The organism is Paenibacillus sp. NPDC056579, from assembly GCF_042793215.1.
Taxonomy (GTDB): domain Bacteria; phylum Bacillota; class Bacilli; order Paenibacillales; family NBRC-103111; genus Paenibacillus_S.
In genome coordinates this window covers 463,286-478,828 of the sequence record NZ_JBHTVD010000006.1, presented here as the reverse complement: position 1 = coordinate 478,828, position 15,543 = coordinate 463,286, and the positions used below count along the sequence as shown (strand labels likewise).

The window sequence follows — 15,543 nt, the reverse complement described above, 5'->3', positions numbered from 1 at the left end:
TGGTAAGACATCGGAGTACGTAGTAGACATCTAACTTTAAAGATTTTTAGAAACTATATACGAGGTGACAAATAAATGAACCCTAAAAGAACAACTTCCATTGCAGGTTACGATTTTGATTATTTGGAACAAAAATTATATTCGGCCGTAATTGGAGACGTTTTGGATGAACTTGATAGAGGAACAGCTGGAGAATAGGAGCGGAATCCCCCTCAGATATTTGTGGGGGCAGCATATCGCATTTGGGAAGCCGTTCTTGGGCCCTGGGTGCCGCATTTTTCGTGCCTGACAACGTGAAGATCATCACAGAATCGGCAGATTCCCCGGCACCAAAACCGAGCAGGGTTAGGCGCAGAGTTTCATATGATTGGCCGTATGGAGTAGATGAAAGTGGAAAGTCCGTTGATTTTTCAGTACTCCCGGAGAAAGGGACGACTTCGGAGATGGTGTACCTGACGTGCTTCGGCGATCAAGCGGGGTATCTGATTGAAAACAACTCACTACAGATGGGAATGAAAGTGGAATGGGATGGGTCAGCAATGCCGTACTTATGGTATTGGCAAGAATATGGGGCAACTGAAGGTTACCCCTGGTACGCCTGACATTATAATATCGGATTGGAGCCGTTCTCAAGTTATTCTACGCTTGGGCTCGAAGAAGCTATTCGTAACGATAGCGCCGGAATCATAGAAGCCGGGGGAATCAAGAGTTCTGGATCAAGACCGAACCGTATGTGCTTTCGAAGCCATAGTTAGGCTTCTCTTCTACAAGGTACACCTAAGTGATAACGCAAATTGAAATGGGACCCAGGGTAAGCTCGATTTTCCTGGGCTTACTTTTAAATGATAAGGGGGCATCATGGAAATGGAGAAATGGGATCAAACAGATCAAGCCGTGCAATTGAAGCCGCTTGGAATCAATTACCGGGTCTATGTGCCGAACGGGTATGAGCATGATGCAGATCAAGCTTGGCCGCTCGTCGTATTTCTTCAAGGCGCGAGACAGCGGGGGAACAACAGCGGACTGCTGGAAGAGCACGGTCCGCTGAAAGAGGCAGCTGGAGGTAAGGAGTTTCCTTTTTTACTTCTAGCCCCGCAATGTCCTGAGGATACTGTTTGGATCATGCAAAAAGACATAGTGATAGGGTCCATCCGTAGCGTCCAGCGTGAATACCGCGTGGATCCGCTGCGAATCTATTTAACGGGGATAAGCATGGGCGGCTTCGGGACATGGGAAATTGCGATGGAGCACCCGGATCTGTTTGCCGCCATCGTGCCGATTTGCGGCGGGGGCATGTCATGGAGACTAAGCAATCTGCAGCACATGCCCATTTGGACATTTCATGGCGCTAAAGATGAGATTGTTCCGATAGGGTACACTGTGGAGATGATGCGAGCGCTAAAAGCCCTTGGAAATCAGGCGCTGTTCACCGTTCTCCCTGGTGCGGGCCATGACTGTTGGACGGAATCATATCGCCGAGACGATCTATATGAATGGTTACTCAAGCAAAAGCGGCAACAATAAGTGGACAAAGGTGAAGGCCAAGATAGAAAAAATGAGAAAAACTTGCTTCGTCGGCGACGCAGCAAGTTGATCGGGAAAGTACGCTTTGTGACCGGGCGGCGGGATCTTGGTTGTACTTAGCGATGCAGACACTGACGCCTTAATGCGATATGCCGGAAGGCAGTGTGATCATTGTAAAACCCGTGTCCGTCTGAATGGTACTTTGGACGCTCAGGCGATAGATGTATTTGGCGTTGACCCATTCCGCTTCGATTTCCTATAAAACTGGACCGCTAGTTCCTTCATATTAAGGCACTTCACAAGAGAGTCCGCAAGGACTCTTTATTTTTTTACCACGTTGATCAAGAAATTATTAATTGTGTAAGTTCAAAATGATTCATGTGATGCATCACGGGATACATTGAATCTTAGCATTCAGAAAACGACTGGCAGTCTGGAGTTTTAGATGCATGCGAAGACGTCCCCGAATGTTTTATGTGCTTACTAATTGCTGCATAAAAGGCTGTTTGCTTTGCATTACATGACGGCATATTTGGGCCGAAGATCGGGAATTGAATTGCTCAGATTCCTACATTGAGACCGTTAGAATAAAGTTGTCGTTGTCTAATACAGGAAATCTTGGCGTAAGAAAAGCGGGAATCCGACCATGATGACTGCTTCATGTTAATCTGCTTCGATCTGTTTTATAGCAGAAAGTGAATATTCAGAGAAAGAAAATGAATATATGCGTCATATTTCGTTGGGCTTGAAGTGGCGGCTCATAGAAATACCCATCTAATGAATATCGACCTGAACAGCTATTACTCTTTACATTGATGAAGAGATACATACATTCAATAGCAGTGGTTGTAATCGCTTTCTAGGGCTCTCTACCATTCGTCAACTTTTTAAAAACCATTTGAACATGATAAAGCGCTCTCATCATTTTCATGGATGCGTTTGGATGTTATAACAAAAAAATACACAGATAATTGTGGTATACAATCTGCTCTCCCGCTGTCGATCATCCAGAAGCTCATACTGAACGAGACTAGTAGCAGATTTATAAGATCGAAGATGCAGCCGATTCATCTAAGACTATGGAAAATCAGGTGAATTTACTAACGGCTTATCGGATTCGTCGTTCCGACGGAGAGCATCAAATATTCGGTCTTCGAGATGGTGACGGTGCCGCTACTGTATTCGTCCCTGTAGAAACATATTGTTAATGGAGTATTGCTCGGTCTGATAAAAGGATAGATCTCCCATGTAGTCAGGGAGGCGTCTTTTATAAAAAAATAAAAATGGAGGGTTTTCAATGGAGATGAGAAAGAAAGGAAGTCATTGGAAGAAAACGATGGTATTTGGTATCACCACGATCTCAGCCGTATCTCTATTAACCGCTTGTAATGGAGAAGCGGACAGCGGAGGCAGCACGAAAAAGAACGACAAGGCAGTGGAGCAGCCATTCAAATTCAGCATTATGGCGCCTTTTTTTGCCGCGCAGCCACCGGCGACGGACAACTCCAACGTCGCTTTCAAGGCAATGGAAGATAAGATGGGTGTCAAGATGGAAGTCACCTTCGTTCCAGGCACGACCTATGATGATAAGTTGAACGTGACGCTTGCTTCCGGCAATTTGCCACAAGTGATGGTCGTAACTAACAACAAGAACGCCGCCGTTATGAATGCGGTCCGTTCCGGTGCCTTCTGGGAAGTCGGTCCATATATCAAGCAGTTCCCAAACCTGCAAAAGTACTGGAACGACCAGATCGGAAGCAACATCTCCGTTGATGGCAAAATCTACGGCATTTACCGCGAGCGTCCGGTCGCGCGAAAAGGCGTCATTTTCCGCCAGGACTGGCTAGACAACCTTGGCCTGCAGCAGCCGAAGACAGTTGATGACATTTACAAAATTGCGAAAGCGTTTACGCTAAACGATCCGGACAAGAATGGCAAGCACGATACGTACGGCATAGCGTTGTCGGACGACAACCTAATGACGGATGCGACATTCGTGCTTGAGACGGCGCTTGGTGGCTTCAACCAATGGGGCATTAAAGATGGTAAAGTGATGCCCGATTTCTTGACCAAGGAGTATTTGGACTCGCTCAAGCTACTAAAGAAGATGTACGACGAAAAGCTGCTCAACCAGGACTTCGGCGCGATTAAAGGCACCAAGCTAAAGGACATCATCAACCAAGGCAAGGCGGGTATGTACTTTGTTAGTATAGATGACGCGAACACCTCTCTTTCGGACTTGTTCAAGCTAAATCCGAACGCCAAGATTGACTTCGTGCTTGGGCTTCAAGGACCGAAGGGCGTCAAGCTGCCGGGTAACTCGGGCTATTACGGGGTGTTCATGTTCCCCAAATCAAGTGTCAAGACGGAAGCGGATCTGAAGAAAATCTTAACCTATTTTGACAATGTTCTGGATCCCGATGTATTGAAGTTGTTTGATTTTGGTGTCGATGGCACTCATTATAAAATGGAAAATGGAAATCCGGTGTTCACGAATCATCAGCTTTGGAAAGACCAGGTCGCCGATTTGGGCCAACTGCGTATTGCACCTTCGGATTTGACCTGGCCAACGGAATCCGATGTTATGAAGAAGGTTAAGAAGCTGTATAAGGAAGAAGCGCAGAACGTGGTCCCAAGCGTAATCGAGCCTTACACTTCTCAAACCTATGCAGAGCGTAGCAACGAGCTGAATAAGATCATAAACGACGCGCGCGTCAAATTCATCATGGGCGTAATCGATGAGCCAGGATTCGTCAAAGCAATGGAAGACTGGCGTAAACAAGGCGGGGATCAAATTATCGATGAGTTCTCTCAGGAGTATAATAAAGCACAAAAAAAATAACGAGATTGCTTTCATCTTACAACGCTTTCCCGCCGGAAGTTCTCCGGACGGGGGGCACATTCTATACCCTAGAGAAGGGCATCGATGTCTTTGGTGAGAATGGCAGTGGAGCCTGGCACTCTGAAACACGAAAGTAATAATAAAAATCTGAAACAAAGGTGAAACCGTTTAAAATATTTCACTTGGGTATGCCAATGTACATGTGCTGGATTCTGGGGTAATGAGGCGCTTAAAGAAAAGTTAACGAAGGAGCGATGGAAATGGTTAAAAGTAAATCATCGTTGATATTATGGATGGCTATGATAGTGGCTCTTGCAGCTTGTGAGGTTGGAGGGGAAAAATCGGATGCAGGGAAAGAAGCGAAACAAACCGATACGACTCCTGTGAAGCTAAAAATATATTTTTCCAACGGTTCCATTACAGATCAGGATCTGAACTCCCTCATCGTTGAAGAGCTTAACAAGAAATATCCTTATATAACTGTTGAGGCAATAAGACCCGGTAAAGGTACAACGATAGAGGAACTAATCGCCGCAGATCAGACGCCGGATATCATATATGCCTCGAATGGAGATTTAAATGGGTTCAAAATATTGGATCTACTGGAAGATATCACTCCGTTGGCGAAAGAGCAACAGGTGGATTTCGGACGATTCGATCCGATCATATTCGATTCTGTGAGAGCAGTTTCAGATAAGGGAGAAGTGTATGGATTGCCTTTCTTCGCCCACTTCAGTGGGCTCTATTACAATAAAGATATTTTTGACAAGTTTGGAGTGCCCTATCCTGAGGATGGAATGACTTGGGAGGATACCATGGAGTTAGCCAAAAAACTCTCGCGTGAAGATAACGGGGTGACGTACAAAGGGCTCGACCCCGATACGATCGCGCGTATGGCTATGCAGCTACCCGTTACAGTAGTGGACCACAATACAAATCGAGCGAGGATCGATAGCAACGAATGGAGGGAAATATTCACACTGGCTAAGGGTATTTGGTCGATCCCAAACAATAAACCTGATAAGTTGAACTCGTACCAGTCGAGAAATTGGTTTATGAAAGACAAAAATATTGCGATGCTTCCTTACAATAACCTTTTGAATATCGGCCTTGAGGATGCTACTAAAAATGGATTAAATTGGGATGTGGCTCAGTATCCGAGCTACAAAGAAAAGCCTAATATATATTCTCATGTCGATGCGCAGATTTTCGCTATCACCAAGACAAGCAAACATAAAAGTCAAGCGATGCAACTGCTGAGTGTGGCGGTTTCAGATGAGGTACAGCTCAAAAGCACGAGAACGACGGCAAGATTATCCGCTTTGAAAAATCCGGAGATAAAAACACAATTAGGCGCCGATATGCCGTTTCTTAAAGGGAAAAATCTACAATCTATTTTTAAAAGCAGCCCTGCTCCTGCTCCCCTATACTCGCCTTACGATGCATTAGTAAGGCCAATTTTATTTCAAGGCTTCGAGGACTATTTTAATGGTAAGGATCTTAATTCAGCCTTAAGGGAGACGGACGAAAAAATCAATAAGTGGATCGATGCGAATAAAAAATAAACGGTGTCAAACTCCTGACCAGGGCTAAGGATTCAATCAGTTCTTCGGAGGGACTTTCATGCGCAAACACACTCTATTGAGGTTCAAAATGTTTTACCTCATGCTGTTATTATTTGTTTTCGCGATTGATTTAGTCTTAAAATCCAACCGAAATACATCATCTTCTCAAACGGACAGTAAAGGAGGTACTTTAGAATTGAACGTGAATACCACTGAGCCGCTAAAAATCCGCGGGACTGAAATGGTAACAACTGACGGAGAGCCTGTGCGTTTTTGGGGAGTGAATATTTCCTCGGTTTATCCAACCCATGAACAGGCCGAGCATCTTGCGGCAAATCTGGCATCTTTAGGTTTTAATGTCGTTAGGCATCACCATACGTTGAGGAATAGCCTGGACTGGAATCCTGTTTCCTTAATAGGTTCTCTTGCTTCCTACAATGGGAATACTCGAGACCCCAATAATGAGGCTTGGGATCGGTTCGATTACTTTAATGCTCGACTGCGGAATCAAGGAATCTACATTGTGTTGACACTTGAAGGGACCAGACGATATTTACCGGGAGATGCGGATATTCTGCAGACTAATGAGAGAGACCGGTCGGAGTGGATGGAGGCAATAGCTGCATTGAACAAAGCACCAAATAATCGGGATTTGTTTAAGATACTGCCAATGATTGATGAGCGTGCGGCGCTACTTATGGAGGAATTTGCTAGACAGTTGCTCACTCATGTGAATCCGTATACTGGAATTGCTTACGGCGAGGGCTCACAAGTGTTATATCTCGAGACGATGAATGAAGTTTCGTCTGAATACGCAATTATCGCTGGCAATACATTCGAGAATGCGGCGCATCCAGAGATAGCGTACTGGAAAACAATTCTTAATAACAAATGGGCAGATTACACTGCTGCCCAAGGTATAGCACCGTGTGAATTTTTTAATCCTTCGACAACACAGCAAAAGCTGGCGCGCGGCGAATTTTTGCGTGAACTTGACCGTAGTTTCTATAACCGCATGAAGAATGTAGTGAGAGATCTGAATGTGAAGAACCCGATGATTTTTTCAAATCTGTGGCGGGGTGAAGACTTTCAGGAAATGCAGCATGATATATCGGATTTAATCGAGGATCATCAGTATACGAATCCGCTCGTCGTAAATGATTTTGACGATCTGTTTAATAATATGACGCTCTCCACACCGAATGACAAGCCTTATTTTATTGGTGAGATTAATCAGAAGGAGGGAGAAGCGAACCTGAGCACTAACGCGCCATATCGAACGATGCTCTTGCTTGCAGCAAGCGCGTATGGTTCATTTAGCAGTTGGAGTGGAATTACTTGGTATGCTTGGGCGCATGGGGAGCGCATGTTTGGCAAGGATGGCTGGTCCGTGAAGGAGGAGCGTCAGCCAAGCGTCCTTTCAGATATGGTTGGCAATATGCAATCGGACGGAATGGTCATCGATCATCTTCGTACAGCAGGTATGCTTTTCAAGAAGAAACTGGTATCGTCGAGCGCGAATCCACTGACATTATACGTAGATGTACCAACCGGTGCAACATCCTAATTTAAATTGGGTTGGCAAAATATCCACAGCATTCGCAGGGCGTTCGGTCCAGTCCCGTCTTCACAATCCAGTGCACCTTGGATGACGATTACTCCTTCAAACCCTTTAGTTTCCGATACAGGGGAGATTATCAAGGATATCAAGCGTAAGCAACTGACGGTTTCTGCGCCGCAGGCTGAGGCATTCAGTGGATTTCTGGATGGTCAACCGCCGGCGGGTATAAATCACCTGCATCTATTGGGTAACAACGGATTCGCTACGATTATTATGGTTTCCGTCGACGGTAAAGATTTTGGGAAGAGCGAGAAGATCCTCATCAGCAGAACGGGCTTGGATGCCAATCATCAAGAGATAAACGGCCCGATGATTACGCTTAAGCACCTACAGGCTCCGACCAAGAAGAACGCATGGTATATCAAGAGGACACGGTCCGGTGTTCAGTCGAAGTACGAGCGGCTTGAAACATGCCTGTCGGGGGAGATTCTTTTGCCGAGGGATTCCTGGCGCGAAATCGAACTGACATATGGCAAACCTGATGATATTAAAAAAACAGATGATCGAAATCAAGTGGGATGGAGCGATTCGGATTCATAACTTTTAGAATGGAAGGACTTTGCTTTAGACTAGGAGGGCGTGTACTTCGGCTAGAACACTAAGTGGATATCGGCATTATGAGGCTGGCTGGAGGTGCCTTGATTGTTTTTCGAAAATATACGACCGTCGAAAGAATTAGTCATCGAGTGGAAAACGGGAGTGTTCGAGGAACATGACCTTCACATGCACGATGCACTCGAAATTCATGTGTTGAGAGAAAATGAAGCACGTTTTGCCACCATTAACAAGCAATATGAGGGCAAGCCAGGTGACGTGTTTTTATTTCGCCCGTTTGAACCTCATTGGAATTTGGTTAAAGACAGGGCGAATCCAATTCGATGGATCAGTATTTTGTTTTTTGCCTCTATTATGCGAACAGTTCCAGAGGGAAGTAAGCTTCTTTATCCGTTTTATGCAGTTTTAGCAGTTTCTCCCTACATTCCCGCTGAAAGTACTTGTGCGCAAGCGGTTCAGGATTTGGCTTATCGTGCTATCCTTGAGCAGGAGGAGCGAAGAGTCGGCTGGGAAGCCAGACAGTTCGCTCTTTTTATTGATATACTTGTGCACCTACTGAGGCATTCCTTTCAACAACCGTTGGCGGTATCGGCGCCGGAAATGGATGATGGGATGTTTCGAGCCATTGAATATATGTTAAAGAATTTTGCTGAAGATCTAAATATGAATGACGTGATAAGCATTACTGGACGTCAGCGAACACATTTTTATATCCGGTTTAAAGCGGTGACCGGCGTGACACCGAATCAATTCATCCACCGTTTACGAATGCAGGTAGCGATGTATCAGCTCGGAAACACAAACAAATCTATCACGGAGATAGCATTTGACTGCGGCTATCAATCCATTCATTATTTCATCAAGCACTTTAACCAATATTGCGATATGACACCTAGGGAGTATCGAAAAATAGTTAAACAAAAACAATTATGATTCGCGTACAAATTTGCAACTTTTATACCCAATTCGGATAAGATTCGATCTGGCCTCGCTGGTATAGTAAGGAAGTGAAAAGAACTCTTACAGGATGGAGGTCATAAAAGAAATGAAAGATGACAAAGATTTTGACGGATTGGAGAAAAAGGTATCATTTGCAGATCAGTACACGTTAAGAGGGCGATTTATGCGCCCGGTAGATACCTCTGCAATATTAAAGCATCTGATGTGGCAAGAATTCTCTCTATCCCGTATAATTGCAGGCTGGATTATTGCCATACCAACATACGATCAAAAGCTGCAGCTCGGAAGACATGCATATTTGCATAATCGAAATGTTAAATTTCTGCGTGAGCGTATTGTCGAGCTGCCGGGTGGATTGAATGATAATGAATGGATTCCTTCTTATGTACGTGAGGCGTTTGATAGATTATTTACCGCGTCTAGTCCGAATGCATTCTTTATTAGTTATTTGTTCGTCTTAAAACGTTTGCATGAACAATACGATGAACTCCTGCTAAAGCTGGATCCGGTTCTTAATGCTCCTACCGTAGATCAAATTAAACTGAATTTGGTGGAACGTGATACGGAATTGAATTGGGTTGTGAATCAAACATTTTTCACAGACGCCGAGAGTGAAGAGCTGGCATTACAAGCCCAGAACTGGGAAAAGTATGCCGTTAGAGTTTGGTCGGTGTTTGCAGGGTTCAACAACCATGATATGTCAAGCGAGATTCCTTGGCCTATTCACCCGGTGCAAGAGGCGGCTGGTCCGATGCCGGAGGAAGCGAGGCTGGAGGACAAATTCCAACGGTTTGAGGTAAAGCGTGGACAAACCGCTTATACCGATCCAGAGATGTCTGTACTGTCCGATAGCGTGAAGCAAATGATTTACATTTACGCTACAGAATTTACGGCTGGCGAAAGCCTTGCTTGTGTTTATTACTCCGTGGAGCAAATGCCACTCGCGTTTTACTTTGATCTGGCGCGTCACATGTGGGATGAATTCAGGCACAGTCGGATGGGAATGCGCCGCCTAGAGCAATTGGGTTATACCATCGACCAATTCAAATGGCCTACCGGTCCAGGGCTGCAATTGGCAAAAAATCATTTTACCGAAATCTACTCCAGCCTTACGATGATCGGTGAAGCTTGCGGGTTTAAGAAAAAGCGAAAATCGGCCGAAGCCTTTTGGAAATTTGGGGATGTGTTATCCGCAATTACGGTGGAATTTGATTTGAGCGATGAGCGTAGCCATGTCGATTTTGGTACGAAGTGGGGGCCAGAGCTTTATAAAAGGGAAGGCATCATTGTCACGCACCAGGAGATGGCCGAGCAAGCCCGACTACGTAGGTTGAATGAATTTGATGCCGTTTCACCGGAGGATAAAGAAAAGCTGGCTAAAAACTTCCCTGCCTTTTGTAGCCTGCATACATCTGAACTGAACTATCACAAGTATTGATGAATCGAAAAGAGGAGATGAGGAAATTGGATGAACGGCTCAAGTTGGCTTTTATCGGCGGCGGTAGTTATCAATGGGCACCCCGTATCCTAAAGGATATTATGCTTAAGGAAGATTTGAAGGCTATTGATTTTTACTTGCTGGATAAAGACATTGAAAGTGCAGGTACGATCAAACGGCTAGGGGATAGAATGAATGAGGAATTAAAGACGAATCACACGTTTGTCGCTACGCAAAGCGAGGAAGAGGCACTTGAAGACTGTGACTTTGTAATCATTTGCATCTCCACAGGCGGTTTGGAAGCAATGAGAAACGATATCAGCATTCCGGAAAAGTATGGCATTTTTCAAACCGTTGGCGATACCGTCGGGCCTGGCGGATGGAGCCGGAATATGCGAAATGTCCCGGTGTTCAATGCACTCGCTGATACTATCGAGCGCTTGTCTCCCGATGCGGTTGTTCTGAATTATACGAATCCGATGGCCTGCTTAACCAAAGCCTTTTATGCTAGAACCAAGTTAAGAACTGTAGGGCTATGCCACGGATTGTTTGAAAACTACGAGGTGCTCCAGGATATTTTCGGACTGGAGTCGGAGCAGCAATTAAATGTCCGATTCGGAGGAGTCAATCATTTTTTCTGGATGCTTGATTTCAAGGTGAATGGACATGACGGGTATGCTTTACTCCGGGAAAAGCTAGGCAAAGACAAACGGTTCGTGGATTTAATCAACGAGGCTCACAAGGACGAGATTGGATTTCAGTCGAATAAATATTTGACAAGCGAGTTGCTGGACACCTATGGCTATTTGCCGTATGTCGGTGATAGGCACACATGTGAATTTCTACCCAACATTATTACCGGAAATGAGAAGCGGTTAACCACATACCAAATTCATCGCACCTCCATAGAGGAACGATATGGGATGCTTAATAGGCGAAAAGATGAAGTCAAGCAAATGATAGAAGGGAGAAAGCCCATAGAATATAAACGGAGTCGTGAAACGGCGGCCGACATCGTCGAGGCTGTAGCGCTTGGAAAAGAGTTCATCGACATTGTCAACATTCCCAACAGTGGGCAAATTCCAAATCTGCCACTTGGCGGGATTGTAGAAACGCTTGGTGTCGTAAACTCGCTTGGCTTTTCGGCAGTTACAGCCGGACCGCTTCCGGAACCGATCCGACGAATGGTCCTACCGCATCTCGAAAATTCGGAGATCATCTATGCAGCGGCGACAACGGGCAATTTTGAGCTAGCTCTCAAGGCTTTATATAATGATCCAACATGCTGGCATTTGGATTACACAGACATTCGAAAAATGGCAGAAGAATTGCTCGAAGCCAATCGCCCGTTCTTACAATAATAAAGTCGATCTGAAGGCAGGAGCTACAGAAACAATGCTATAAAAAGACGTACTACAAGAGCACCGCAGTCAATTGCCATTGAGGTTGACTGGGGAATGTGGAACGTCTTTTTTCTTATTTAAAATAATTGAAAGCGCTCAACTCTTGAAAAGATACGGCACTACCTAGTGTTTCAACGATTGCCACCTCGACCCATAGCGTAGCAGAAAATGAATATGGAGTGCAAGAAAATGAATATATGTTATCTAGCCTGTTGGATTCGAAGCGGCTCATGGGAATTACCAATTTAATGATTATCGACCTGAATAGCGTTTTCTTTTTACATTATAGAAAAGACAAGATCCTTACGTCGTAGCAGAATAAGACAATTGTTTGGGTAATTTTGGTACTTTGTGTCCTCCAAGAATGAAGGTATTCAATAAGGAAAGAATCATTTCCACACAGCGGAACCTAAACTAATTCAGATACTACGATAATTTGTTGGAGGTTTTCACTATGAGTTTAAGGCAAATAGTTGTTTTTTACGATGATTTGTTTCCGTATGAAGGTCAGCGACCGAATGCGTCGGAGCTCAAGAAGCTTCAAGAAAAATATTATGTAGTCGATGCTGAAAATCTCGCAGAAGCGCTTTCGGACACGGAAGTTCTTGTACATTTGCACGGCTCATATTTCCCGAAGGAAGCCTGGAACGCCGTACTGGCTCATCTTCGTGCGGGAAAAGGCCTGTTATTTGTGGGCGGGGCCCCGTTCAAGAATCCGGTTGTCAAGAAGGACGGTAAGTGGAAATCGGAGAAAACACAGACCGGTTACCACCAACAATTGCAAATTCATGAAGCGCTTGAGGTCGATTCGGATCCGATTGTGAAACTAATCCACAACCGAGATATTCCGCTTCTGCAGGATCACGAGTCGTTATTTACGGTCGAGCCGACTTATGGCCTGGTGCTACACGTGAGCCGGACCGACGACCAACCGGGAGAGCTCGGTTCTGCAGGGCCGATGGACGCGAACATTTACCCTTTGCTGAAAGGCATCAGCGGCGGCTCGATCGAGCGCGAGGTCGCGGCGCCCGTCGTGTTGATCGAGAATACGAAAGGCGAATTTGCTGGTGGCCGATGGATTTTTGTCAATCAGTCGTTACGTGAGACATTCTGGAACAATGGCGGAACGGATGCGCTCGGCCGGTGGGCGGACTTTGCGGCGCTCGGCGTCACGGAGCTATGGCTGAAGCCAAATTATGCTTCGTACGAGCCAGGGGACCGGGCGACGCTAATGCTGCAAATGCAGGCTCTCGGTACGCGCATGGAGAGGACGGAATGGACATTCAGACTTCGCGTACTGAAAGCGAAGGCCACAGTCGTTAATACCCCGTCACCGGACTTTGTATATCGCTCTGAACAATTTGCTGAGATTTGGAGTACAGAGCTTCGTCTTCATGCGGATCGCGAGCTTCAATTCGGGAAGGTTCGAATTCCAGAGCCAATTCAAGCGGGCTTCTACATAGCGGAATGTGAAGCCGTGTCATCACTTGGCGAAGGCCGCCTACTGCGTCAAGGATTCTGGGGCTTCGATGAGGAGCTTCTAAAGCAGGGCAACTTTTTGACCTGCGACCGTGATTATTTCTGGAAAGAAGGCATGCCGCTGCCAATCGTCGGCATGACGTACATGACAAGTGATGTCGCGCGTAAATATTTGTTCCTTCCGAATGCTGCGGTATGGGACCGTGATATGGCCCAGATGAAACGCGCGGGCATCAATTTGATCCGTACGGGCATTTGGACGGCGTGGCGCCAAGTCATGTTTGTCGACGGGCATGCTTACGAAGAGGTACTTCGCGCGGTCGACGCCTTTATCTTAACAGCAAAGCGTTATGATCTTGAAGTAACCTTTAACTTCTTCGCGTTCACTCCGGAGACCTGGGAAGGCGTCAACCCTTATCTGGATCCGAGAAGCGTGAAAGCGCAGAAGCGGTTCATTGCAGCCATTGTTTCCCGTCATGCCGATTCGAAGCACGTACACTGGGATCTGATCAACGAACCGTCGATGTTCGATCCGAAACGGATTTTTAAGGGGCCTCGCTCCTCACATGATCGGTTCGAAAAGGACGCATTCGTCGAATTCCTGAAACAGCGTCACGGTATCCTGAGTCTTCTTCAGGAGAGCTGGAATATGACGCCGGATGATCTTCCCTCCTTTGAAGCCGCGCGGCTTCCGGAGCCGAACGACATCAACTTCGGTACGACGGAAACATTGGCGAAAAAAGGCGGGCCTTGGCTCGATTACACATTGTTCACGATGGACATGCACAACCGTTGGGCCAAGCAGCTAGTAGAAACGATTCGAAATATCCAGCCGAAGCAGTTGGTGACGGTTGGGCAGGACGAGGCGCTGACCGCACAAAGGCCATCGCCGTTCTTCTACGCATTCGAAGTCGATTACACGACCGTGCATTCGTGGTGGAGCATGGACGATCTTGTATGGGATGGCGTATTTACAAAAGACGCGCATAAGCCGAATTTGATCCAGGAAACCGGCATTATGTATGTGGAGACACCGGATGGCCGTGCTAAACGCAGTGAGTTAGAGCTGCGAAACATTCTTGAGCGAAAATACGCGTATGCCTTCTCGACTGGTGGAGCCGGAGCGATTCAGTGGATTTGGAACACTAACTTCTACATGAACAACGTCAATGAATCAAACATCGGTGCACTGCGTGCTGATGGAACGGAGAAGCCGGAAGTATCCGTTTCGTATGACTTCGGGTCGTTTATGGAAAGCATTCGGGAACTATTCATCGGCCGTAAGCTTGAAGATGTTGCTATCATTTTCCCTTACTCCAATGATTTTTCAAATCGAAAGCTTGCTACTGTAGCGACCACACGTGCCGTTCGAACGCTTGCCTATGACATGAACGTGCACGTCAGAGGGTTCAGTGAGTATCATCTCGATTCATTAGCCGAGTCTAATCCGAAGCTCATCCTTGTGCCGAGTGCCCACAACTTTAGCAATGAAGCGCTAGAGCGACTGATCGGCCACATCCGGACGAACGGTGGGACGCTCCTTTTCACCGGTCCGATAGGACTGGATGCATACTGGCGTCCGGAGCACCGTTTGGAAAGCGAATTGCAGGCCGGCGAAGTAACGAACGTACGCCGTGAAGAATCAATCGAGATCGGAGGGCGTACCTACCCAGTTTCCTTTGCCGGAGCCCGTATTGCGGATGCCAATAAGCAGATGGTGAACGGTGCCGCCGCAGAGCAGGCCAAAGGGCTCGTAGAAGCTTTGCTTGGTGAGGGACGAATGATCTGGTGTCCGCTTCCTATGGAACTCAACTATCGTCAGGATGCGCTGATGGCGTTATACAACTTAGCGCTAAATCGGGCTGGCGTAACCACCGAGCTTGAATGGTTGGAAGGCGGGGAGCTTCCCGGCGTGTACGGACGCAAAATTGAATATGCTGGCGGTGCACTGTATGTATTCGTCTCTGAATACGGTCACGCTGCACAAGTTCACGTCAAAGATCCAGTAACCTGCCGCTCATACACCTTCATGTTGGACAGCGAACGTTCCGTGCTGTTCGCCACGGATGCAAGTGGTGCGGTGACGGCGGTATATCGTCCTACCGAGGTTTCAATAGCAGTAAGCCAAGTGTCGGTAAGTAAAGAATAGCTAGCGA

10 protein-coding genes are annotated in these 15,543 nt (G+C 46.3%); all 10 read left to right on the top strand.

What is annotated here, in order from left to right; all coding sequences use genetic code 11:
* Window positions 1–75 precede the first annotated feature (75 nt).
* Window positions 76–198 carry a hypothetical protein gene (locus ACFQ88_RS24300; RefSeq protein ID WP_379457655.1) on the top strand — a complete coding sequence of 41 codons (123 nt, stop codon included), beginning with the start codon at window positions 76–78 and terminating at the stop codon, window positions 196–198.
* A 666-nt stretch (window positions 199–864) separates the two neighbouring features.
* The gene (locus ACFQ88_RS24295) at window positions 865–1,524 is read left to right on the top strand and encodes a carboxylesterase family protein (RefSeq protein WP_379457654.1); all 660 of its coding nucleotides are present in this window, start codon (window positions 865–867) and stop codon (window positions 1,522–1,524) included.
* Window positions 1,525–2,821: 1,297 nt separating this feature from the next.
* Window positions 2,822–4,366 carry an extracellular solute-binding protein gene (locus ACFQ88_RS24290; RefSeq protein ID WP_379457653.1) on the top strand — a complete coding sequence of 515 codons (1,545 nt, stop codon included), beginning with the start codon at window positions 2,822–2,824 and terminating at the stop codon, window positions 4,364–4,366.
* Window positions 4,367–4,626: 260 nt separating this feature from the next.
* Entirely contained in the window at window positions 4,627–5,931 is a 1,305-nt protein-coding gene (locus ACFQ88_RS24285) for an ABC transporter substrate-binding protein (RefSeq protein WP_379457651.1), read from the top strand.
* 58 nt (window positions 5,932–5,989) lie between these two features.
* Window positions 5,990–7,498, top strand: a complete 1,509-nt coding sequence (locus tag ACFQ88_RS24280) for a hypothetical protein (protein ID WP_379457649.1) — start codon at window positions 5,990–5,992, stop codon at window positions 7,496–7,498.
* 81 nt (window positions 7,499–7,579) lie between these two features.
* Window positions 7,580–8,092, top strand: coding sequence for a hypothetical protein (locus ACFQ88_RS24275; RefSeq protein ID WP_379457647.1), 513 nt, complete (start codon window positions 7,580–7,582; stop codon window positions 8,090–8,092).
* A 102-nt stretch (window positions 8,093–8,194) separates the two neighbouring features.
* Window positions 8,195–9,040 carry a helix-turn-helix transcriptional regulator gene (locus ACFQ88_RS24270; protein ID WP_379457645.1) on the top strand — a complete coding sequence of 282 codons (846 nt, stop codon included), beginning with the start codon at window positions 8,195–8,197 and terminating at the stop codon, window positions 9,038–9,040.
* A gap of 112 nt (window positions 9,041–9,152) precedes the next feature.
* Window positions 9,153–10,505 (top strand): DUF455 family protein, encoded by a 1,353-nt coding sequence (locus tag ACFQ88_RS24265; RefSeq protein ID WP_379457643.1) that lies wholly within the window; start codon window positions 9,153–9,155, stop codon window positions 10,503–10,505.
* 26 nt (window positions 10,506–10,531) lie between these two features.
* The gene (locus ACFQ88_RS24260) at window positions 10,532–11,866 is read left to right on the top strand and encodes a family 4 glycosyl hydrolase (RefSeq protein WP_379457641.1); all 1,335 of its coding nucleotides are present in this window, start codon (window positions 10,532–10,534) and stop codon (window positions 11,864–11,866) included.
* Window positions 11,867–12,362: 496 nt separating this feature from the next.
* Window positions 12,363–15,536, top strand: coding sequence for a beta-galactosidase (locus tag ACFQ88_RS24255; RefSeq protein ID WP_379457639.1), 3,174 nt, complete (start codon window positions 12,363–12,365; stop codon window positions 15,534–15,536).
* The last annotated feature ends 7 nt before the right edge of the window (window positions 15,537–15,543 follow it).

Excerpts from the sequence above, each read along its gene's own strand:
- ACFQ88_RS24300 (WP_379457655.1), top strand. The coding sequence starts at position 76 with ATGAACCCTAAAAGAACAACTTCCATTGCAGGTTACGATTTTGATTAT.
- ACFQ88_RS24295 (WP_379457654.1), top strand. The coding sequence starts at position 865 with ATGGAGAAATGGGATCAAACAGATCAAGCCGTGCAATTGAAGCCGCTT.
- ACFQ88_RS24290 (WP_379457653.1), top strand. The coding sequence starts at position 2,822 with ATGGAGATGAGAAAGAAAGGAAGTCATTGGAAGAAAACGATGGTATTT.
- ACFQ88_RS24285 (WP_379457651.1), top strand. The coding sequence starts at position 4,627 with ATGGTTAAAAGTAAATCATCGTTGATATTATGGATGGCTATGATAGTG.
- ACFQ88_RS24280 (WP_379457649.1), top strand. The coding sequence starts at position 5,990 with ATGCGCAAACACACTCTATTGAGGTTCAAAATGTTTTACCTCATGCTG.
- ACFQ88_RS24275 (WP_379457647.1), top strand. The coding sequence starts at position 7,580 with ATGACGATTACTCCTTCAAACCCTTTAGTTTCCGATACAGGGGAGATT.
- ACFQ88_RS24265 (WP_379457643.1), top strand. The coding sequence starts at position 9,153 with ATGAAAGATGACAAAGATTTTGACGGATTGGAGAAAAAGGTATCATTT.
- ACFQ88_RS24255 (WP_379457639.1), top strand. The coding sequence starts at position 12,363 with ATGAGTTTAAGGCAAATAGTTGTTTTTTACGATGATTTGTTTCCGTAT.